We start from the raw sequence: 20,599 nt of genomic DNA on the forward strand, positions 1-20,599 counted from the left end.
CCCGGGTCCTTTTTTTAACACCCCCCCCCCCCCCCCCCCACCCCCCTCGCCCCCCGACCCCTTTGCCCCCCTGGGGTTTGGCTTTGTGTCCCCTTACCTGTCGTACGGCGACCTCCATATCGGGGACATCGCCATTGACCGGCACATGATACTCGGCAAGATCGTGATTGACGAAGTGGCCGTAGCGCGGGTCGAGCACCGTCTGCTCCATCAGCGCTGCACCGATCCCCCAGGTCATGCCGCCGATGATTTGCGAGCGCGCGGTCTTGGCGTTGAGGATACGGCCCGCGCCGATCACAGTCAGCATCCGGCGCATGCGGATTTCACCGGTATCGCAATCGACAGCGACCTCTGCGAAATGCGCGCCATAGGAATGCTGCGAATAGGTCTTGTATGACTGGGTGGTGGCGCCCGCGGCTACGGAGCCTTCGGCTTCGAGCCCGTCGGGAGAGATCCCTCGGATAAGATCGGTCAGGCTCGCCGATCGCTGGCCGACCCTGACCTCGCCGTCGGCAAAGCTTGCCTCGGTGGCGTTCGCGCCGCGCAACGGCGAGGCTTCGTTCGACTGCGCCGCCTCCAGGATCCGTTCCTTGAGGACGTTGCACGCATTATACAAGGCCGAACCCGCGCTTGCTGCGCCCCAGGACCCGCCAGAGCCGGCGGTACGCGGGAAGCGGCTGTCGCCGAGCTCCACCTTGACGGACGAGATCGGCAGGCCGAGGCTCTCGGCGGCAATCTGGGTCAGGATCGTATAGGTGCCGGTCCCAATATCGGTCATGTCGAGCCGCGCCGTCACCCGACCGTCCCGGTCGATCGCAACCCGCGCCGTCGCCGCGCCGATATAGTTCGGACGGATCGCCGCCGCCATGCCGTGGCCGATAAGCTTGCGGCCCTCCCGAGTTCGGCCCGGTGTCGGGTTTCTCCGCTCCCAGCCGAAACGGCGGGCGCCTTCCTCCATGCAGGCGACGAGATTGCGGGTGGAGAACGGCACGCCGCGCTCGGGATCCTGTGCCGGTTCGTTGCGGATCCTGAGTTCGATCGGGTCCAGACCGGCGCGCTCGGCGAGCTCATCCATGGCGCATTCGAAAGCCAGCATGCCGGGCGCTTCGCCGGGCGAGCGCATCCATTCGCCGCGGTTGATGTCCAGCGGAACCAGGCGATGGCGGGTGAGACGGTTCGGCGCCGCGTAGAGCGAGCGCGCAAAAACTGCCGTTTGTTCGCAGTACTCCTCGAAGCTGGACGTTGCGGACCAGACATCGTGTGCGATCCCGGTGAGCCGCCCGTCAGTGTCCGCGCCGAGACGTACCTGTTGGACCATCTCTGCGCGATGACCGGCATTGGCGAACATCTGTTGTCGCGTCAGCGCGATCTTCACGGGGCGCTGCAGCACCTGCGCTGCAAGTGCGGCTAGGATCGTGTCGGCATGGGCAATCAGCTTGGAGCCGAAGCCTCCGCCGATGAAGGGACTGACGATGCGCACTCGCTCGAGCGGGATGCGAAGCGTGCTGGCGACCCCGGCCCGGAAGTTCGCGAGGGTCTGCGCCGATGTACTGATCGTCAGCTCGTTGCCTGACCAGGCAGCAAGCGTCGCATGCGGCTCCATCGGATTGTGATGTTCGAAGGGGGTCCCGTAAGTGGAATCGATCTTGATCGGCGCCGTCGCAAAGGCGCGCTCGAAGTCGCCGACCACGCTGTCGGTCTCGAAGCCGGCATTGGTCCGCTTTGGCGCGTAGGCGTCGGCGATATGTCCCGGTAGATCGTAGAGGCCCGGCTCCTCGTCGTAGCGCACTCTGATGAGGCCCGCAGCAGCGCGCGCCGCCTCGAACGTCTCCGCAACGACCAGCGCGACCGGCTCGTCGTAATACCGTACCCGATCGCTGTTGAGCGCGGGCCGGGGGCGCGTGAAGACCTCCGGCACCGTTGGCGTGACCGTTGGGCCGAAATCCGGCTGGGCCGGCGCATTGCGGTGCGTCATGACGAGCAGCACTGCCGGCGCCCGTTCGGCTTCGGTCGTGTCGATCTCGGCGATGCGGCCCTTGGCGACGGAGGCGCCGAGAATGTAGCCATAGGCTGTACCATCCAGCTCATTCTCGTAAGCGTATGTGGCGCCGCCCGTCACTTTGAGCGGACCGTCGATGCGGTCGATCGGCCTCCCGATGATGCCAGCATCGGGACGAGGTTTCACCCTTGAATGGGTGGCGGAGCCGGGCAGTCCGGGTATGGTCTCGTTCATAAGTCACCTAAAGAATTTCATTTGGAGTTCGGAAGCATCGAGGCCGCGACGACGCCTCTTCCTCGCACCTTCATGTTCGTCGCGCGGCGGGCCGGAGCTCACGCGGCGATCTCGCCGAAATACTCGCGAAACTCGACCAGCCTCCCTGTCGGGCCGGCCCGCATGAGGATCGCATGCAGGCCAGTGTAGGGCGCGCCACTGATTGTTCCGCTCCCGCGGTCGCAGACGATGACCCAGTCGGCGGCGAAGAGCTTGAGATCGACGGTCGATTTCGTGATCCTGTTTCCCTGCGCTTGATGCGCGGCGGTCCAGGCTGCGAGTGCCCGCTTGCCTTCCGGCGGTCCGTGTCGGCCTCGTTGCTCGCCGACAGGGAATTGGAAGGTCATCGTCTCATCGCAACAATCAAGGAATGCCGTCCAGTCGCCAGAGGCCCAGCCGGCAAAGAAGGCGTCGACGGCGGCCTCGAGCCCGTGACGAGCTCCCGGGTCGGATGTGGCGCCCCAAGCTGCGGCGGCAGAAACAAAAAGGCCGCCACCCGCGGCGGCAACGGCGCGTCGCGTGAGTTTCATATCGATCTCCTGCTCGGCGCCTGCATCTGGGAACCGCGGTTCGGGTTCGTCGTCTCTGTCATCGTGTCACCTCATGCACTCTCGGCGGCAGCAGCGAGCGTGTGCCGCATCGTCCGTTTCGCCAGCGGGATCTTGAAATCATTGGCGCCATGCCCGACGGCTCCGGCGAGCGCGGCTTCGGCCGCGTCGATAAAGGCACCGTCGGACGCCGACGCTCCTGCGAGCGTGCGCTCCGCCTCCGTCGCGCGCCAGGGCTTCGCTGCCACGCCGCCCATGGCGATCCGAGCACTTCGGATACGGTCGCCGCTTTTCTCGACGATTGCTGCCACCGACACCAGCGCGAAGGCGTAAGAAGCACGGTCGCGCACCTTACGGTAAACCTGTCGGCCGGGTGGCGGCGGCGGCAGGGCAACCGCGACGACTATTTCGCCGTGGCCGAGCACGGTCTCCACCTGGGGCGTCGCCTCAGGCAATCGATGGAAATCGCCGATCGGGATCGTGCGGGTCTCTCCGCCGGGCGAGACGGTCTCGATCCTGGCGTCGAGCCCGGACATGGCGACCGCCATGTCAGAAGGATGGACCGCGATGCAGGCTTCGCTCGCGCCGAGCACGGCGTGCATGCGGTTAAAGCCCTGAAGTGCCGCGCAGCCCGAACCCGGCTGACGCTTGTTGCAGGACATATTGCGGTCGTAGAAATAGGGGCAGCGCGTGCGCTGCAGGAGATTGCCGCTGGTCGAGGCCTTGTTGCGTATCTGGCCGGACGCTCCCGCCAGCAGCGCTTGCGTGAGCATCGGGTAGCGCGACCTTACCCGCGGGTCGGCGGCGAGATTGCTATTGCGGACCTGGGCGCCGACCCGAAGCCCGCCTTCCGCCGTCTCCTCGATCCGATCAAGTGGCAGCCGGCTGATGTCGACGAGATGCGCTGGGCGCTCGATCTCGAGCTTCATCAGGTCGAGCAGGTTGGTGCCGCCGCTGATGAACTTGGCGTCCGGCCGGGCCGCAACCGCGGCCGCCGCCTGCTCAGCACTCGCCGCACGTTCATAAGTGAAGGACTGCATTGCTCATGCCTCCTCTGCCGCGTCGCGGATTGCAGCGACAATGTTCGGATAGGCGGCGCAACGGCAGATGTTGCCGCTCATCCGCTCGCGGATCTCGGCATCGGTGAGAGCGACGGAAGCCGCTGCCACGTCGGCGCTCGCATGGCTTGGCCAGCCGGCCCGCGCCTCGCCCAGCATGCCAACCGCCGAGCAGATCTGACCTGGCGTACAGTAGCCGCACTGGAAACCGTCGCGGGCGACGAAGGCGGCCTGGACCGGATGCAGCCGGTCACCCTCGGCAAGGCCCTCGACCGTGGTGATCTCGTCGCCTTCATGCATTGCGGCAAGCGTCAGGCAGGAATTGATCCGGCGCCCATCGACGAGCACCGTGCATGCGCCGCACTGGCCGTGGTCGCAGCCCTTCTTCGAGCCGGTGAGGCCGAGATGGTTGCGCAGGGCGTCGAGCAGCGTCGTCCGCGGGTCGAGCTCGATGGCAAGATCCTTCGCGTTGATCCGTAACGACATCGTCATCGTCGGTAGCGGTGAGGACGATGCAGCCGCCGTGACGGTCTCGGCCGGCTCGGCGTCAACCGGTAGTCCGGTAGCCAGCAGCACCCCGGTCGCAACACCGCCTTCCAATACCATCCGACGCGTCGGCCCGCTCCTGTTGTCCGTTTTGGCCATGCATGATCTCCCAGCCGCAATGAGGCGCAGACGGCAACTTGACCCGAGCGAACCCTCGGGTTCTGTCACCCAACGACACTGGAGGTGGGAGTGCGGGCGGCGGCTTTCTTTCAAGAAACCGGCGGCACTATCAGGATTCTGGAGAAGAATTCACCCGATAGGCACGAGGCGTCATGCCCCTCAGACGTCGGAAGGTCGTGGTGAAGTGGCTCTGGCTTGAGAAGCCGAGCCGAAAGGCAATGACACCGATCGACAAACCCGTTTCGCGCAGTAGCGCCTCCGCTCGCCGCACCCGTTCCTCGATCACATAGGCGTAGGGTGCAAGGCCGGTCGTCGCCTTGAAGCGACGCGCAAAACTGTCGACGGCCATGCCCGCGGCGGCTGCCAGCTCGCTTAGCGAAATGTCGGAATTCATATGCGCATCGATGTAATCCCGAACGCGACCAAGTGCCCGGCGGCTGAGACAGCCGTGACGTACAAACCGCGGTTGCTCCCGGCTCAGGTTGGCCACGCGGAGACTGACGAGGGCGACCAGATGCTCGACATAGGCAGTGTCTGGCTTGTGGCCGAGTGCCATCTCGTCACGAAGCGAACTCAAGAGCGTGGCGACGACCGCGTCTTTCTTGTTTACCAGTATAGGCAGGTTCCTCAGGCGTTCGCATCCGGGAAGCCCGATATCGGGATCGATCCACAGGGCTGAATAGGAGAGGTTTACATCGCGATAGAAGCCCTGTCGTTCCGCGCCTGCCGGGACGAAGGTGAGGGCTCCGGGACGGTCCATTCCGTCGTAAAGGGATCGTGCCTCGTGCCGGATGGATGTATGGGACGTGCCGCCTTCTTCGGTCAGCACGATCAGATGATGAGGGGCTGTCCAGCGGAGCTCCGCCTCCCGGCACGCCCACCGCCGGTTGTCGAAGACGATCGAGGAGCTGACCCATGACGCGGTTTGCAGGGGCTCCGACTTCTCGTCCTGGCTCCGAACCCGTCCGTCACCAAGCAACGGTCTGAATGACATCGCGGTATCCCGCTGGTTCACTCGCCGAGCCGTGGGCAGCCCCGGCTTCGAGCGTTGGGCGCCGCCCCGCCGCTACGCATCCGGCCGTCCATGTGGGACAGGCAACGGGCGTTTTTAACCGTGCCGTGTTCAAGAAATCGTGAGATCAGGCAAATCCGGAGCGCCCTCCCGGAAAAGCCGATCATCCGCGCTCGGGAAACATCGCCCTCAGGCCTTCGCGCGAGGCCGTAGCGACACCGCGTTCGGTGATCAAGCCGGTGACCAGCCGCGCCGGCGTCACGTCGAAGGCCGGATTGGCCGCCGGCGTGCCTTCCGGGGATACGCGGACCTGGGCGATCTCGCCGGAAGCGGTCTTGCCCCAGACCAGTGAGACCTCGTCGGGCGAGCGCTGTTCGATCGGGATGTCGGCCAGCCCGTCGCCCACGGTCCAGTCGATCGTCGGCGACGGCAGCGCGACATAGAACGGCACGTCGTTGTCGGCGGCGGCGAGCGCCTTGAGATAGGTACCGATCTTATTGCAGACATCGCCGTCGGCGGTGGTCCTGTCGGTGCCGACGACGACCATGTCGATCTGGCCGCGCTGCATCAGATGGCCGCCGGCATTGTCGACGATCAGCGTATGCGGCACGCCGTGGCCGGCCATCTCCCAGGCGGTCAATTGGGCACCCTGGTTGCGGGGTCGTGTTTCGTCGACATAGACATGGACTGGAATGCCGGCTTCCGTCGCCAGATAGATCGGCGCGGTGGCGGTGCCGTAGTCGACCGTGGCCAGCCAGCCGGCGTTGCAGTGGGTCAGGATATTGACCGGTTCGCCCGGCTGCTTGCGCGCCGCGATCGCCTTGATGATTTCGAGCCCATGAGCGCCGATGGCGCGGTTGAGGCCGACATCCTCGTCGGCGATCTCGCCGGCACGCCGATAGGCAGCCGCGGCACGTTCTGCCAGGGGAAGCGTCAGCAGGAAGCGCTGCATTTCGTTCAGCGCCCAGCGCAAATTGATCGCCGTCGGGCGCGTTTCGTGCAAGGTTGCCCAGACGGCGTCGAGTGCTGCATCCGACGGATCGTCGGCCATCTGCATGGCGACGCCATAGGCCGCGGTGACGCCGATCAGCGGCGCCCCGCGCACCCACATGTCGCGGATTGCCGTGGCGATGCCGGCGACGGTATCGATCTTTTCGATACGGAAATCATGCGGCAGCCAGCGCTGGTCGATGATCTCCACCGAACGCCCGTCGTCACTCGGCCAGATGGTGCGGTAGTGGCGGTCGCCGACGTTCAAATCCTGCTCTCCCGTTCGATCAGCGCGGCCAACCGGTTGACCTCGTCGATGCTGTGGATATGGCGCCGGTTGACGGCGAGGTGACGGCCGAATTTCAGCGCCTTTGCCTCACATCTGGCGCGCAGATCCGGATCGGCAATGGTCTCGAAATCGGCATTGTGGGCAAGGCCGAGAATTCGCCGGTGAACCTCGACGCCGGCAAAGCCGAGCAGATCGGTCCAGATCGACTGCAGCACGTGGTCTAGCGCCTGCTCGGCGCCAAGCCTGTCGTCCTGATCTTCGAACAGGCTCTTCTGGTAGAGCATGCCGGTACGCTCGGTTCGCCACAGATGCGAGAACTCGGCGCGAAACACCGACCATGTCTCGACCGTAACGCCGAGCAGATAGTCACGCATGGCGTCGCGGCTTCCGTCCTGTTCATGGCCGCGCTGCGAGAAGAACGCCATCCAGAAATTGGCGAGCAGCATGCCGACGTCGAAGGCGATCGGCCCGTAGAAGGCGAATTCGGGGTCGATCATCCGCGTTTCGGTGTCGGTGACCATGATCGAGCCGGAATGCAGGTCGCCATGCAGCAGCGTCTCGGCATTGGCAGCGAAGATGTGCTTCATGCGCTGCGCCTCGACCTTGAGGTCGCGGTCGGCGCGCAGCTCGGCGACAATGCCATCGAGCTGCGGGCTGGTGTGCCGGTTCATCTTGGCATCGAAATACGGATCCGAGAAAACCAGGTTCTCGGTGATGTCGCAGAGTTCGACATTGTCGGCGAACAGTGCCAGATCGGCCTTGCGGTCCTTGGTCGCCATATGCAGGTCGGAGCCGCGAAACAACGTGCGGGCCATGAACAAGCCGATGTCTGTCGCGATGTTGGGCAATTGCCGGCCTTCGATCAGCGCCCGCCGCAGGATAATGTGCGGCGACAGATACTCCATGATGATCAGCGCCTGACCTTCGTCGAAGTGATAGATATCGGGCACCGAACCCGGCGCCCGCGCCTGTTGCCGCGTCAGCGCATGGTATTCGAAGAAGGAGCGCTTTAGCGGCAGCGGCCAGCTGTCGCCGACCAGCCGGACGTAGGGCAGGGCCTGCTTGACGACGGCCGCACCCTCAGCACCCTCGACGATGAACACCAGGTTCAGATTGCCGTCGCCGACTTCACGAACCTTCCACTGGCTCGTATCCTTGCCGATCTGCGAACACAGGGGCTCGTTGGCACCGAGACGGCCCGCCAGTGTCTCGACCGACAGTGCTTCGAACGGCGATTTCCCAGTCATCCTCACCTCCCGCTCATGTGCTCCGATGATAGCGGAGCCAACGCGGTCGGGCCAAGCTAGGAAGCCTGCTGGCAATTGTCAATCGTGTTGACAATTGCCGATATAGCCCATAGCGTCTTGGTCAGGGAGGAACGAATGGGCAATGATGCCGTGTTCCGCGTCGACGGCCTGAGGAAATCCTTTGGCCATATCGAGGTGCTTGGCGGCGTCTCGCTCGAGTTGCATGCCGGCGAAGTGACCGTGCTGATGGGCGCCAACGGCGCCGGCAAATCCACCCTCGTCAAGATCATCAGTGGCGTCTACGACCATGGCGGCGGCTCGATGTCGCTTGCCGGTCGCGAGTTCGACCCGAAAACGCCGGCGGAGGCGATCCGCGCCGGCGTCGTTACCGTCCACCAGAACATCAATGACGGTGTCGTCGCCGACCTCGACGTCGCAACCAACCTTACCCTCGACAGGCTGAGCGGCAGCGGCGTGCCGACGCTGTTCAATCCGGGCCGGGTGCGTCGCGAGGCAAAGGCGGTGGCCGACCGCATGGGACTGGCCATCGACCTCAAGGCCCGGATCAGCAATCTCTCTCTGGCCGACCGCCAGATGGTGGCGATCGCCCGCGCCATGGCGCACCGGCCGAAAGTGCTGATCCTCGACGAGCCGACCTCCTCGCTGTCCAGCGCCGAAGCCGACCGGCTGTTCGCATTGCTCGACCGGCTCCGCCAGCAAGGCGTGGCGATCCTCTACATTTCGCACCGTATGTCTGACATCAGGCGGCTTGCCGATCGCATCATTTCGATGCGCGATGGGGTCATCTCAGGCATCTTCGACAAGAAGCCGCTGGATTACGAAGGTGCGGTCAACGCCATGCTCGGCCGCAAGATCCAGCTCGAGCGGATCGTCGCCAGGAATTCGGCCAAAGCAATTTTCACTGCCGACGCGCTGCGGATTGCTGAAGGCGCCAGGCCGATCTCGCTGACGCTCGGCGACGGCGAGGTCGTTGCCATCACCGGCCTTGTCGGCGTCGGCAAGACCGCGCTCGCCGAGACGCTGTTCGGCCTGCGCCAGCCGCTGGCCGGGACCATGGTGCTGAACGGGAAACCCTATGCGCCGGCATCGACCGGCGAAGCGATTGCCGCCGGTGTGTTTCTCGTCGCCAAGGACCGGGGCGAAAACGGCATCGTCGGCGACTTCAACATCCAGGAGAATATCAGCCTGCCGTTCCACAGCCGCATGTCGCGTCTCGGTGTTCTCAAGCGCCGTATCGAACGCGCCATTGCCCGCCAGCAGATCCAGGAGCTCGGCATCGTCTGCCGCTCGGAGAGGGACGAGATGGAGTCGCTTTCCGGCGGCAATCAGCAGAAGGTGATGGTCGCCCGCTGGATGTCGCAGGCGGCAAGGCTTTTCATCCTCGACGAGCCGTTTCAAGGCGTGGACATTTCGGCCAGGCGCGATATCGCCGCCAAGCTGCGGACCAGCGCCCACGGCCGCGCGACGCTGCTGTTCGTCACCGAACTCGACGAAGCCCTGGAAACGGCCGATCGCATTCTGGTGATGTCGGAGCAGACGATCGTCGGCGAGCACCGCAATACCGATGTCGATCTCGAGCGTCTACTGACCGAAGTGGCGGGCGGGCCGTCGCACAGCGCAGCCTGACGGCGGGAAGACGATGAGAATTGGAATGGAGAGGGCATGAATTCGGGTTGGATAAAGACGGTGCCAGCGTGCGGGAGCGCTGAATGATCCTGCGCGACAATGCTATTCGCTACGGCTTCATCGTTCTGTTGTTCGGGCTGATCGCCTATTTCGCCGTCGCTGCCGATGGTTTCGTCTCGCCGCAAAGTGCTGTCTTCATCTTCCAGTCGGTCGCCATCACCGGCGTTCTGGCGCTCGGTGTCACCGCCACGCTGGTCGTCGGCGGCTTCGACCTGTCGATCGGCTCTGTCGCCACCAGCGCCATGATGGCGGCTGCCTATGTCATGGTGGTGCTGGGGCAGAACGCCGTCGTGGCGGTCGTCGTCTGTCTTGTGATCGGCGCCGTCGTCGGCCTGATCAATGGCTGGCTGATCGTCTATATGCGGGTTCCGGACCTTTTGGCGACGCTCGGCATGATGTTCCTGCTTGTCGGCCTGCAGCGCATCCCGACCGAAGGCCGTTCGATCGCCACCGGCATGACCATGCCCGACGGCTCGGTCGCCAACGGCAGCTTCGGCGCCGCGTTCCTGGCGCTTGGCCGCCATCGCTTCGATTTCTTCATCCCGAACCTCATTCCGGTGTCGGTCGTCGTTCTGCTCGTGCTGGCGGTGCTGATCTGGTTTTTTCTCGAATACACGCGTTTCGGGCGCATGATGTATGCGGTCGGCAGCAACGAACGCGCCGCAGAACTCGCCGGCGCGCCTGTCAAGGCATACAAAATCTGGGCCTACGTTATTTCGGGAGTTTTTGCCTCGATCGGCGGCATTTTGCTCGCTGCCCGGCTTGGACGCGGCGACATCGCCTCGGGTAATAATCTGTTGCTCGACGCGGTGGCTGCGGCACTCATCGGTTACGCGGTTCTCGGCGCCGCCAAGCCGAACGCCTTCGGCACGGCTGTCGGCGCGGTGTTTGTCGGCGTGCTGCTGCAAGGCCTGACGATGATGAACGCGCCTTACTACACGCAGGATTTCGTCAAGGGCGTGGTTCTCGTGGTCGCCCTTGTCTTTACCTTCGCCCTGTCCGGCAGGGGCAGGAGATAGGGTTCGACCGGGTCACATTTTGGGTTCAACAAGTGGAGGAAGCGACGTGAACATCACAAGAAGACTTTTGGGGAAGGCAGCGCTCGGGCTTGCCGGCGCAACATTGCTGATGCAGTTGCCGGCGATGGCGCAGGACAGGCCGGCGCCGTTCGACAAGCCGGGTGCCGTCAAGATCGCGCTGGTCCGCTATCTCTCGACCGGCGACTTCTTCCAGGCCTATCTTTCCGGAGTCGAGGCGCAGGCCAAGGCGCTCGGCGTCGACCTGCGCGTGCTCGACAGCCGCCAGGACGCAGCCCTTCAGGCGGACATGGTCGACCAGGCCATCGCGCTCGGCGTCCAGGGCATCATCATCCAGCACGGCCTGACGGAATCGATGAAGGACGCCGCCCAGCGCGCGGTCGACGCCGGCATCAAGGTCGTCGCCTTCGACGTCAATGTCGAAAACCCCAAGATCCCGCAGATCGAACAGTCCGACCGCGACCTCGCCCGCCTGGCGCTCGAACAGGCGGTCAAGGACAATGGCGAGAGCTGGAAGGCCGGCTATGTCTATGTCGCCGGCATCGCCCCACTCGACCGCCGCAACGAGACCTGGGTCGAATTCAAGAAGAAATATTCGGGCATCGATGAAGTTGCCATGTTCGGCACGCTCGACAACCCGATCGCCAATTCGGTCGCCAACCAGGCCCGTTCGGTGCTATCGGCCCATCCCGACATCAAGGTGATGTTCGCGCCCTATGACGAATTCGCCAAAGGTGTGAAGATCGCCGTCGACGAGGCCGGGTTGAACAAGGACGTCAAGATCTATTCGGCCGACATCTCTACCTCGGACATCGCCGCGATGCGCGAGCCGGACAGCGCCTGGGCGGCAACCGCCGCCACCAACCCGGCCGTCGTCGGCCAGGTCTCGGTGCGTGCGCTGGCGCAGCTGTTGGCCGGTGAAGATCCCGGCCACAACGTCATCGTGCCGCCGACGCTGATCACCCAAAAGGACCTGCTCGACAAGGACATCAAGAACATGGAGGACCTCTCGGCCAAGCTGCCGCAATTCGCCCATGCCGATGTCGCGATGCCGGCCTGGATGCCGAACCCGAACGCGAAGTAATTTTCGCTATAGGCAAAGGAAAAGAGCGGCTCGCGGGCCGCTCTTTTTGTTGGTCCGGTGTTTAGATCTACCTCAACGCCGCCGCGATGTTGCCGCCATCGACTGTCGTCACATCGGCGGTGGTCCGCTCGGCCAGCGCCTGATGCAGGAAGGCTTGGGCGACGTCTTCGGCCGTCACTTCCTGCCCGAGCAGGTTGCCGGACATGTACTCCTTCGCCGACACGCCGCGCGCGCCCGAGCGGCTGGCGATCATGGCATCGGTCAACAGCCCCGAACGGATGCGGTCGGCGTTGACGGCATTGGAGCGGATGCCATGCGCGCCGTAGTCGAGCGCATATTGCCTGGACAAAAACAACGTTGCCGCCTTGGGAATGCCATAGGCGCCGAACTTCGGCCCCGGATTGACCGCCTGCTTGGAAGTGTTGAACAACAGCACGCCGCCGGTGCCCTGTTCCAGCATGATGCGCACGGCATTCTGCGCCGCCGACTGATGGGCGAAGAAATTGAGTTCGAAGCTTTTGCGCAAGGTGGCGTCGTCGAGCTCGCCGATCCGGCCCTCCCAGGCAGCACCGGCATTTGACACGAGAATGTCGAGGCCGCCGTAGACGTCGACCGCTTTGTCGAAGGCGGCGCGCATCTGCACCGGATCGGTGATGTCGGCACCAATGCCGATCGAATTGTTACCGGCCTTTTTTGCCGCCTCGGCAGCCCTTGCCGCATCGAGATCGACGACGACGGCATGGGCACCGTTGTCGGCGAACAGCTTTGCCGTGGCAGCACCGATCGCGCCGGCGCCGCCGGTGACCAGCAACACCTGGCCGGTCAGCGGCTTCGGCTTGTTGGCTGCGAGCTTGGCCTGTTCCAGCGACCAGTATTCGAGCGGGAACAGATCGCTTTTGGAGAGCGGGCGGAAATCGCCGACGGCTTCGGCGCCGCGCACCGCCTCGATCCACATTTCGCCGACGTCGGACGCTATCTTCGCATCCTTGAGCGTGCGGCCGTGGCCGAACATGCCGAGGCCGGGCACCAGCGTCAGCCGCGGCATCGGGTCGAGCATGGTGCGCTTCACATCGTCGAGCGCATCATTGGTTTCGAAATAGGCGCGATAGTCCTTGGCGAATTTCTCGACATGCTGGCGGATGACGGATTTGTAGTCGCCGACCTTGTCCGCGTCGGGCGCCGGCAGTGCCATCGGTCCGGTCTTGATGCGGATCGACAGGTCGGGTGTCGACACGCCGCGCCCGGCATAGTCGGCAATTTTTGCCGAATTGATGAAATCGACGATCGCATCCGAGGTGCGGAAATCGCTGATCATCCGGTCGAAGCGGCCTTCGCCGCGTGCCACCGCCACTGCGCCGCGCAGCATCGGCGCAATCTCCGCGGGCTTCGCCAGCCTGGCCGGCAGTGCCACCTTTTCGGTGCGCGGCTTGCCGTTCCCGGCGATGAAATCCTCGGCGACGTTCACATAATGGATCATCCGGTCATAGGCCTGCCTGGCATTGTCGCCGAAGGTGAAGATGCCGTGCTTGTCGAGGATCAGGCCTTCGACCGTCGGATCGGCGTCGAATACATCGGCGGCCGCCTTGGCCAGATCGAAGCCCGGCATGATGTAAGGCACGAAGCCCATTTTCTCGCCGAACACCTTCCGGCTCAGCGCCTCGCTATCCTCCTGGTCGACGATGGCCAGGATTGCTGTCGAATGCGTGTGGTCGACGAATTTGTGCGGCAGGAAGGCGTGCAGCAGCGTCTCGACCGAAGGGTTGGGCGAGGACGGATCGATGAGGTTCGCCCGCTGCAGCGCGACCATGTCCTCGTCGGAGAGCTTCTTCAGCGACCGCGCCTTCAACAGCGCGCCGAGCTTGACCGCCGGCAGGCCCTGCGGCTCGATGACGCCCATGTCCCAGCCGCTGCCCTTGACGCAGAGCACGTCCCATTCGTCGCCGACGAGATCGGTGGCCCTGGTCTTGCAGGAGGTGTTGCCGCCGCCATGCAGGACGAGCCGCGGTTCGCCGCCCAGCAGCCTGGTCGTATAGACGCGCAGCGCCAGGTCGCGGGCCACACCCTTTTTAGCATAGTCGGCGACCAGCTTCTCCGCCTCGCCGTCATTCCAAAGGTTCTTCATGTCAGCTTCGTCCAATTTCTCTTTGTTGTGAACAGGAATGCCGCGACGCCTTGATGACAACGCGCCGGCGGCTGGAATTAGCTATCAGGCGACCTTTTCTGCTGCCGCTCCGGCATGGTCGAGCAGCCGTCGCGCCATGCGCGCGCCGACGACGAGATGGGTGCAGAGCCCGCCGGCGATCGCCGCGACGAGCGGTTCGAACTTGCTGTCTTCCTGCACCACCACAAGGCGCTTTTCGATCCTGCGCAGCGATGACAGCTCCGCCGAAATCAGCCGGCGGTTGTAGCTGCAGTCGAGCGCCTGGCCTTCGGCGTCGATGATCTGCCCGGCAATGACGCCGGCCGCACCCGCCTTGCGCAGTGCAGCCATTTCGCTCTCGGTCAGCGCGCCACATTTGACCAGGTGGCTGTCGGTGTCCACCGAGCCTACCGAATACAGCGCCAGGTCGCATTCGCCGATGCCCGACAATTGCTCGCGGATCACCGGCTCGGCGCGCAGGCCGCGTGCCAGTTCTTCCGTCGTCAGCACCAGCGGCGCGTAGAAATTCAGCCCCTTGGCATTGAGCCGGCGCGCGATTTCCATGGTGCATTGGTCCGGCCGGTACGAATAGGGGGCTCCCAGATTGCCGCAGAGCTGCACCACCGTGACGTCCTGCAGATCGGCATAGGACATGATGTCGGCGATCGTGTAGATGGTCTGCCCCCAGGCGACGCCGATACGGTCGCCCTTCCTGACCAGCTCGAGAAAGACGCTTGCCGCCAGCACCGCGATGTCGGTCGAGGGGTCGGCGACATAGCCGTTTTCCGGCGCGATCCAGACGGCGTCGAGCTTCAGCGCGTCTTCCAGCTTGCGCGCCAGGACGTCGTCGGTGAAAAGCTGAGTCGAGGTCGAGATGTTGACGATGCCAGTCTCGCGCGCCTTGCGCAGATACATCGCCACCGAGGCACGGGAAATCTTGAGCTGGCTGGCCACCTGGTCCTGGCGCAGGCCGTGTGCATAGTAAAGCCAGGCGGCCTTGTGGATAAGCTGTTCTGCCGGTCGGATCGCCATGCCATCTCCTTGCTGACATTATTCACGGCTCTCGACAAAAGTCAAACCTTAGGCTGCGCGCACCTAATCCGAAACCTAGCATTCTGGATGTCAGTAATTGCGCATTTATTGTTATCTCGGTACAATAAACCAATCAGGAGGTCCGACAATGAACGTGTCATTGGGAGAGCGTTGGGAAACGTTTGTTTCCAACATCGTCAAGCGCGGCCGCTACGGTTCTGCCAGCGAAGTCGTGCGCGAGGGCCTGCGCCTTGTCGAAGAGCGCGAGGAAAAGCTGAAGGCGCTCCGTGCCATGGTGGACAAGTCGTTTGCTGAAGGCGGCGAAGCCACCGAGCAGGATATTGACGCCGCCTTGGAAGCCAAGGCCAAGCAGCTCGCAAGGGAAGGCTTTTAGGAGTGCCACGGCTGCGCATGTTGCCGTCGGTACAAGCAGATTTGGTCAATATCCTTGAATACATCACTCGTGAAAGCGGCAGCCTGTTGATTGGCGGGCGTTTTGTGGATGCTCTGCGCCAGAAATGCCGTGATCTGGCGAGCTTGCCGGCGACGATTGGTCGTGCTCGTCCCGAACTCCGGCCGGACGTCCGAAGTTTCGCTTTCAGGGGATACGTGATTTTCTTCCGCTATAATGGCGACTTTTTCGAAGTGGCGAATATCGTGGAAGGGCATCGGGACATCGACGTTTTGTGGCCGGAGGGTGAGGGCGGGGAGGGGCGTCCCAAGTAATGGGCGAAGTGTCTGATGGCGGTGCACGAATCCAGTACGCGCTCAGGATCTGGTGGTAAGAAGGCTCGACCAGACATTCGGAGGACGGGATGGGCAATCCCTACGAACAGGATCTCGACAGGAATCCGGCCAACCACCAGCCGCTGACGCCGCTGATCTATTTTGAGCGGGCGGCAAAAACCTTTCCCGACCAGACCGCCATCATCCATGGCCGCCAGCGCACGACCTATCGCGATTTCTGGAAGCGCTCGCTGAGGCTTGCCTCGGCGCTGGCGAAGCGCGGTATCGGCAAGGGCGACACCGTCACCGTCATGCTGTCCAACACACCGCCGATGCTGGAAGCGCATTTCGGCGTGCCGATGACCAGGGCGGTGCTCCATTCGCTCAACACCCGCCTCGACGCCGCGGTCATTGCCTTCCAGCTCGACCATGCCGAAACCAAGGTGCTGATCGTCGACCGCGAATTCGCCGGCGTGGTCCGGCAAGCGCTGGCGCTCGCCGAGGTCAAGCCGCTGCTGATCGATTACGACGATCCCGACTACGCCGCCGATGCGCCCTATGCCAAGGGCGAGCGGATCGGCACGCTCGACTACGAGGCGTTTGTCGCCGACGGCGACGAGGATTTCGCCTGGTCGATGCCGGACGATGAATGGGACGCCATATCGCTCAACTACACCTCCGGCACCACAGGCAATCCGAAGGGCGTCGTCTGTCACCATCGCGGCGCGGCACTGATGGCCTATGCCAATACCATCCATGCCGGGATGGGCAAGCACCCGGTCTATCTGTGGACGCTGCCGATGTTCCACTGCAACGGCTGGTGTTTTCCCTGGACGCTTGCCGTGCAGGGCGGCACGCATGTCTGCCTGCGCTGGGTGCGGCCGAAGCCGATCTACGACGCCATCGCCGATCACGGCGTCACCCATCTGTGCGGTGCACCCATCGTCATGTCGGTGCTGATCAACGCCAGGGACGAGGACAAGCGGCAATTCCCGCAGACCGTCACCTTCAACACCGCCGCGGCGCCGCCGCCTGAGGCGGTGCTGTCGGGCATGGCCGATGCGGGCTTTGCCGTCACCCATCTCTACGGCCTGACCGAAACCTATGGCCCGGCCGTCGTCAACGAATGGCACGGCGAGTGGGACCGGCTGGAGAAAGGGGCGAGGGCGGCGAAGAAGGCCAGGCAAGGCGTACGCTATGCCGCGCTCGAAGGCCTGACGGTGATGGACCCGCAGACGATGCAAGAGACGCCGGCCGACGGCGAGACGATCGGCGAGGTGATGTTCCGCGGCAATATCGTCATGAAGGGCTATCTCAGGAACCGCAAGGCGAGCGATGAGGCCTTTGCCGGCGGCTGGTTCCATTCGGGCGACCTCGGCGTCATGCATCCGGACGGCTACATCCAGCTCAAGGACCGTTCCAAGGACATCATCATCTCCGGCGGCGAAAACATCTCCTCGATCGAGGTCGAGGAGGCGCTGTACAAGCATCCCGCAGTCGGCTCCTGCGGCGTTGTCGCCAGATCCGACGACAAATGGGGTGAGGTGCCAGTCGCCTATGTCGAGCTGAAGCCGGGCAAGGCGGCGACCGAGGCGGAGGTAATCGAGCACTGCCGCGCGCTGCTCGCCCGCTTCAAGGTGCCGAAAGCGGTGATCTTCGCGGAAATCCCGAAGACTTCGACGGGCAAGATCCAGAAGTTCCGGCTGCGGGAAATGGCGAAACAGGCTTAGGTCGTTCAGACCATCGCCTGCGAACCCTGCTGCCGTTCGGTTCGCGCGATCATGTGCCGCCTTGAGCGCGGATAGACTCTTTGGAGAGTTGTAAGGGCTGCTCAAATGTTAATCGGTAAACTTGCTCCAGAGACGTACAGCCGCTCGAAGTGAAGTTATTCGCAACGAGAACTGATAGGAAATGTCTAAAGCTTATTGGTACAACATCTCATCTTTCTTTGCGACTGCAGATATAACTTCAAGAAACAATCCTACCATGCTAAAGGCAGACGTAAAAATGTGTCTTACCCCATTTTTGCCCTTCAATCCATCCAATAAAATGTCCCTTTTCGCAAGAACATGCCCCAATGACGCAGCTTTGTCTAGAAATACTTCCACCTCCGGATTGGATGGGTTCATCTCTTTTGTCAGTCTATAACACCAGTACGCCGCCGACGGGCTCTTGTCCGAAATTTTCTTAAAAGTTTCCAATGCTTCAGCTGCTTTTCCGGTTCTATGCTGGATGCCACCAATTCTGTATGTCGCGAGATCGCTGCCAAGGTATTCTGATATCGAATAATACTTCATAGCTAAGTCTATGTTATGACAGGTGCCGCGCATATCATAAACTATGCCCAGTGAATACGCGGCGGCTGCTTTCTTAGCATCATACTTCATGGCATCTAAGAGTATCGATATCGCTGTCCCCATATCACCTCTCCCGAGTGCCTGCTTAGCCTGCAACAAATGAATATCCTCGTCAGACATACGGTTCTCCCTCACTTTGGTCGTCTGCGATCCGGGTATCGTGACTTCATCAATATCAATTGGGCCCGTACATCTACCAGTGGGGCTTCTGAACCGACGTTGCGCTTGAATTCAGTATGCGGCCCATTAAGTCGAAATCAGAACCGATTTCGGAAAACACCATACGCAAATCAAAGTACCACAACGTCTTTGCGGGCCCAAAGACATGCGAGGCTGTAGGCGCTCCGGGGGGCTTAGCAGATGGCTCGAGAACCACTCTCAGGCCACGCCTTCACAAGCGGACTCACCTCGGACGATGTCACCATCTGTCACTACTAGCCAAAATCGTGCCTTGACAGGTGATGGTTTTCAATTTACGAGTGACGAAATTATAAATTCGTCAGTCGTAAATTGGCCAACGAGATGCTTGAAACCCTAGATACCACCGCCGATTCCGCCCGCCAGGAAAATGTCACGCGCATCCTGGATTGCGCGGAGCGATTGTTTCGCCACTACGGCTACGGCAAGACCAACGTCGCCGACATAGCGCGCGAACTCGGCATGTCGACCGCCAACATCTACCGCTTCTTCGCCTCCAAGGTGGAAATCCATCAGGCGGTTTGCGGCCGTATGCTCGAGACCTGCTACCGGTTGAGCTACGAAGCCTGCCATGGTTCCGGCACCGCCAGCGAAAAGCTCCGCCGCTACGTGCATACGCACTATCAGTGGACGCTGGAAACCATGATCGACCAGGAGAAGGTGCATGAGATGGTCATCGTCGCCATCGAGCGCGACTGGCACGTCATCGAAAAGCACATCGACAGCATCCATGAACTGGTCGCGGAAGTGATCCGCGAGGGAATCGCTACCGGCGAGTTCATCGATCAGGATCCGGTGATCACTTCCCGGTGTTTCGGCGCTGCCATCATCAGCCTCTCACATCCGCAGATAATGGCCCAGTGCCTCGCCAAGAAGAACCGGGCGACGCCGGACGAGCTTACCGAGTTTGCCATCAGAGCCTTGAAGAAATGACCATTGCCGCCCGTCGGGCGGTGATGTCGGCAATTCATCTCCACAGTTCGGGAGTACGAAAAGTGTCTTTGTCCAAGTCCATCACCTACAGGCGACCGGCCGCCGGCCTGGCACTGATTGTCGTTGCCGCTCTCGGCCTCGCCGGCTGCTCGCAGGAGAAAGCCGAGGTCACCGAGATCATCCGCCCGGTCAAGGTGGTCGAGATCGCCAAGGCGAGCGATACCCGTCAGCTTTCCTATTCCGGATCGGTGCGTGCCCGCACCGAGATGAATCTCGGTTTTCGCATCAACGGCAAGATCACCGAGCGCCTTGTCGACATCGGTGACCGCGTCAAGCCGGGCGACGTTCTCGCCCGCATCGATCCTACCGACTACGAGCTTTCGGTGAGAAGCGCTCAGGCCAGCCTTGATGCTGCCGACCGTCAGGTCGAGACAGTCGAGCTTACGCGCAAGCGGGCCGAACAGCTCTACGCCAAGAATTTCGCGCCGAAGTCGCAGCTCGAGCAGGCGACGCTCAGCTACAATCAGGCGGTCGCCACGCGCGACTCCGCCCGCTCGCAGCTTGCCCAGGCACAGAACCAGGTCCGCTATACCGATCTCAAGGCGGACAAGAACGGCATCGTCACATCAGTTGCCGCCGATGTCGGCCAGGTGGTCGGCTCCGGCACGCCGGTGGTGACCGTTGCCATCGACGGCGAGAAGGAAGTCCTGATCGCTGTTCCGGAAACCGATATCGCCGAATTCAAGCCGGGCAAGACCGTCAAGGCTGGCTTCTGGTCCGATGAGGCGCTGACGCTCGACGGCAAGGTCCGCGAAGTCGCCGGCAGCGCCGATCCGCAGTCGCGCACCTTTGCCGTTCGCGTCAGCCTGCCCAACGATTCTCGCGTGCTGCTAGGCATGACCGCCTCCATCGAAGCCGCGGCGGACAACCGGCAGCAACTGGTGTCGATCCCGCTGGCCGCGTTGGCGCAAAAGGACAGCCAATCGATCGTCTGGACAGTCGACCGCAACGGCGGGACCGTCCATGCGCATCCGGTCAAGGTCGCCGCCTTCACCCCCGACGGCGTCAGTGTCGCCGATGGGCTGAAGCCGGGTGACGTCGTCGTCGCCGCCGGCACGCAGTTCATGACCGAGAATCTGAAAGTCAAGCTGACCGGTGATGCAGCGCAACAGTCGGCGTCGGCCGATGACGCTGCAAGGCGCTTGCGCTGACGGCCAGGCAATTCACGGTTTCCGGGCGGCAGGCGCCCCCGATTTTCGAGATCTCAGGTCGATGTAACCCCCACGCCGACCCTCGCGTCCCA

The 20,599-nt window shown here is 62.8% G+C and carries 18 protein-coding genes; 8 read left to right on the forward strand and 10 right to left on the reverse strand.

What is annotated here, in order from left to right:
- The 7 genes from NKJ55_RS31210 to mtnK all read right to left on the reverse strand — a co-directional run.
- On the reverse strand, window positions 1-2,233 hold a 2,233-nt coding region (locus NKJ55_RS31210; protein WP_352453238.1), incomplete at its 3' end, for a xanthine dehydrogenase family protein molybdopterin-binding subunit.
- Window positions 2,234-2,331: 98 nt separating this feature from the next.
- Window positions 2,332-2,802, reverse strand: a complete 471-nt coding sequence (locus NKJ55_RS31215; protein WP_352453239.1) for a nuclear transport factor 2 family protein — start codon at window positions 2,800-2,802, stop codon at window positions 2,332-2,334.
- Between the two features lie 71 nt (window positions 2,803-2,873).
- Window positions 2,874-3,860 (reverse strand): FAD binding domain-containing protein, encoded by a 987-nt coding sequence (locus tag NKJ55_RS31220; RefSeq protein WP_352453240.1) that lies wholly within the window; start codon window positions 3,858-3,860, stop codon window positions 2,874-2,876.
- A 3-nt stretch (window positions 3,861-3,863) separates the two neighbouring features.
- Window positions 3,864-4,523 carry a 2Fe-2S iron-sulfur cluster-binding protein gene (locus NKJ55_RS31225; protein WP_352453241.1) on the reverse strand — a complete coding sequence of 220 codons (660 nt, stop codon included), beginning with the start codon at window positions 4,521-4,523 and terminating at the stop codon, window positions 3,864-3,866.
- A gap of 130 nt (window positions 4,524-4,653) precedes the next feature.
- Complete coding sequence (locus tag NKJ55_RS31230) at window positions 4,654-5,538, reverse strand: helix-turn-helix domain-containing protein (RefSeq protein ID WP_031211585.1); 885 nt, start codon at window positions 5,536-5,538, stop codon at window positions 4,654-4,656.
- Window positions 5,539-5,719: 181 nt separating this feature from the next.
- The gene (gene mtnA, locus NKJ55_RS31235) at window positions 5,720-6,814 is read right to left on the reverse strand and encodes an S-methyl-5-thioribose-1-phosphate isomerase (protein WP_352453242.1); all 1,095 of its coding nucleotides are present in this window, start codon (window positions 6,812-6,814) and stop codon (window positions 5,720-5,722) included.
- Window positions 6,811-8,082, reverse strand: a complete 1,272-nt coding sequence (gene mtnK, locus NKJ55_RS31240; protein ID WP_352453243.1) for an S-methyl-5-thioribose kinase — start codon at window positions 8,080-8,082, stop codon at window positions 6,811-6,813. The genes mtnA and mtnK overlap by 4 nt, the downstream gene beginning before the upstream one ends.
- Window positions 8,083-8,217: 135 nt before the next feature.
- Between mtnK and NKJ55_RS31245 the strand changes: the two genes are divergently transcribed.
- The 3 genes from NKJ55_RS31245 to NKJ55_RS31255 all read left to right on the forward strand — a co-directional run bounded on the left by NKJ55_RS31245 (window position 8,218) and on the right by NKJ55_RS31255 (window position 11,910).
- Window positions 8,218-9,729 carry a sugar ABC transporter ATP-binding protein gene (locus tag NKJ55_RS31245; RefSeq protein ID WP_352453244.1) on the forward strand — a complete coding sequence of 504 codons (1,512 nt, stop codon included), beginning with the start codon at window positions 8,218-8,220 and terminating at the stop codon, window positions 9,727-9,729.
- An 83-nt stretch (window positions 9,730-9,812) separates the two neighbouring features.
- The gene (locus NKJ55_RS31250) at window positions 9,813-10,808 is read left to right on the forward strand and encodes an ABC transporter permease (protein ID WP_023676003.1); all 996 of its coding nucleotides are present in this window, start codon (window positions 9,813-9,815) and stop codon (window positions 10,806-10,808) included.
- A 46-nt stretch (window positions 10,809-10,854) separates the two neighbouring features.
- Complete coding sequence (locus NKJ55_RS31255; protein ID WP_352453245.1) at window positions 10,855-11,910, forward strand: substrate-binding domain-containing protein; 1,056 nt, start codon at window positions 10,855-10,857, stop codon at window positions 11,908-11,910.
- A gap of 67 nt (window positions 11,911-11,977) precedes the next feature.
- Here the strand turns inward: NKJ55_RS31255 and NKJ55_RS31260 are convergent, their stop codons facing one another.
- Both NKJ55_RS31260 and NKJ55_RS31265 read right to left on the reverse strand, forming a co-directional pair.
- Window positions 11,978-14,032 (reverse strand): bifunctional aldolase/short-chain dehydrogenase, encoded by a 2,055-nt coding sequence (locus tag NKJ55_RS31260; protein ID WP_352453246.1) that lies wholly within the window; start codon window positions 14,030-14,032, stop codon window positions 11,978-11,980.
- Between the two features lie 84 nt (window positions 14,033-14,116).
- Entirely contained in the window at window positions 14,117-15,082 is a 966-nt protein-coding gene (locus tag NKJ55_RS31265; RefSeq protein ID WP_352453247.1) for a sugar-binding transcriptional regulator, read from the reverse strand.
- A 148-nt stretch (window positions 15,083-15,230) separates the two neighbouring features.
- On the opposite strand from NKJ55_RS31265, the gene NKJ55_RS31270 reads away from it, so the two are divergent.
- From NKJ55_RS31270 to NKJ55_RS31280, 3 genes are all read left to right on the forward strand, one after another.
- A complete protein-coding gene (locus NKJ55_RS31270) occupies window positions 15,231-15,476 on the forward strand; it encodes a type II toxin-antitoxin system ParD family antitoxin (RefSeq protein ID WP_352453248.1) in 246 nt (81 codons plus the stop codon).
- 2 nt (window positions 15,477-15,478) lie between these two features.
- Window positions 15,479-15,808 (forward strand): type II toxin-antitoxin system RelE/ParE family toxin, encoded by a 330-nt coding sequence (locus NKJ55_RS31275; RefSeq protein ID WP_352453249.1) that lies wholly within the window; start codon window positions 15,479-15,481, stop codon window positions 15,806-15,808.
- Window positions 15,809-15,897: 89 nt separating this feature from the next.
- Entirely contained in the window at window positions 15,898-17,538 is a 1,641-nt protein-coding gene (locus NKJ55_RS31280; protein WP_352453250.1) for an acyl-CoA synthetase, read from the forward strand.
- Between the two features lie 192 nt (window positions 17,539-17,730).
- On the opposite strand, the gene NKJ55_RS31285 is transcribed toward NKJ55_RS31280, so the two are convergent.
- Window positions 17,731-18,285, reverse strand: coding sequence for a tetratricopeptide repeat protein (locus NKJ55_RS31285; RefSeq protein ID WP_352453251.1), 555 nt, complete (start codon window positions 18,283-18,285; stop codon window positions 17,731-17,733).
- Between the two features lie 402 nt (window positions 18,286-18,687).
- On the opposite strand from NKJ55_RS31285, the gene NKJ55_RS31290 reads away from it, so the two are divergent.
- Both NKJ55_RS31290 and NKJ55_RS31295 read left to right on the forward strand, forming a co-directional pair.
- Complete coding sequence (locus tag NKJ55_RS31290) at window positions 18,688-19,296, forward strand: TetR/AcrR family transcriptional regulator (RefSeq protein WP_352453252.1); 609 nt, start codon at window positions 18,688-18,690, stop codon at window positions 19,294-19,296.
- A 62-nt stretch (window positions 19,297-19,358) separates the two neighbouring features.
- Complete coding sequence (locus NKJ55_RS31295) at window positions 19,359-20,507, forward strand: efflux RND transporter periplasmic adaptor subunit (protein ID WP_352453253.1); 1,149 nt, start codon at window positions 19,359-19,361, stop codon at window positions 20,505-20,507.
- Window positions 20,508-20,599: the final 92 nt, after the last annotated feature.

It is taken from the genome of Mesorhizobium sp. M0106, from assembly GCF_040322715.1.
Lineage (GTDB): Bacteria > Pseudomonadota > Alphaproteobacteria > Rhizobiales > Rhizobiaceae > Mesorhizobium.

Excerpts from the sequence above, each read along its gene's own strand:
- NKJ55_RS31215 (WP_352453239.1), bottom strand. The coding sequence starts at position 2,802 with ATGAAACTCACGCGACGCGCCGTTGCCGCCGCGGGTGGCGGCCTTTTT.
- NKJ55_RS31220 (WP_352453240.1), bottom strand. The coding sequence starts at position 3,860 with ATGCAGTCCTTCACTTATGAACGTGCGGCGAGTGCTGAGCAGGCGGCG.
- NKJ55_RS31225 (WP_352453241.1), bottom strand. The coding sequence starts at position 4,523 with ATGGCCAAAACGGACAACAGGAGCGGGCCGACGCGTCGGATGGTATTG.
- NKJ55_RS31230 (WP_031211585.1), bottom strand. The coding sequence starts at position 5,538 with ATGTCATTCAGACCGTTGCTTGGTGACGGACGGGTTCGGAGCCAGGAC.
- mtnK (WP_352453243.1), bottom strand. The coding sequence starts at position 8,082 with ATGACTGGGAAATCGCCGTTCGAAGCACTGTCGGTCGAGACACTGGCG.
- NKJ55_RS31245 (WP_352453244.1), top strand. The coding sequence starts at position 8,218 with ATGGGCAATGATGCCGTGTTCCGCGTCGACGGCCTGAGGAAATCCTTT.
- NKJ55_RS31250 (WP_023676003.1), top strand. The coding sequence starts at position 9,813 with ATGATCCTGCGCGACAATGCTATTCGCTACGGCTTCATCGTTCTGTTG.
- NKJ55_RS31260 (WP_352453246.1), bottom strand. The coding sequence starts at position 14,032 with ATGAAGAACCTTTGGAATGACGGCGAGGCGGAGAAGCTGGTCGCCGAC.
- NKJ55_RS31265 (WP_352453247.1), bottom strand. The coding sequence starts at position 15,082 with ATGGCGATCCGACCGGCAGAACAGCTTATCCACAAGGCCGCCTGGCTT.
- NKJ55_RS31270 (WP_352453248.1), top strand. The coding sequence starts at position 15,231 with ATGAACGTGTCATTGGGAGAGCGTTGGGAAACGTTTGTTTCCAACATC.
- NKJ55_RS31280 (WP_352453250.1), top strand. The coding sequence starts at position 15,898 with ATGGGCAATCCCTACGAACAGGATCTCGACAGGAATCCGGCCAACCAC.
- NKJ55_RS31285 (WP_352453251.1), bottom strand. The coding sequence starts at position 18,285 with ATGTCTGACGAGGATATTCATTTGTTGCAGGCTAAGCAGGCACTCGGG.
- NKJ55_RS31290 (WP_352453252.1), top strand. The coding sequence starts at position 18,688 with ATGCTTGAAACCCTAGATACCACCGCCGATTCCGCCCGCCAGGAAAAT.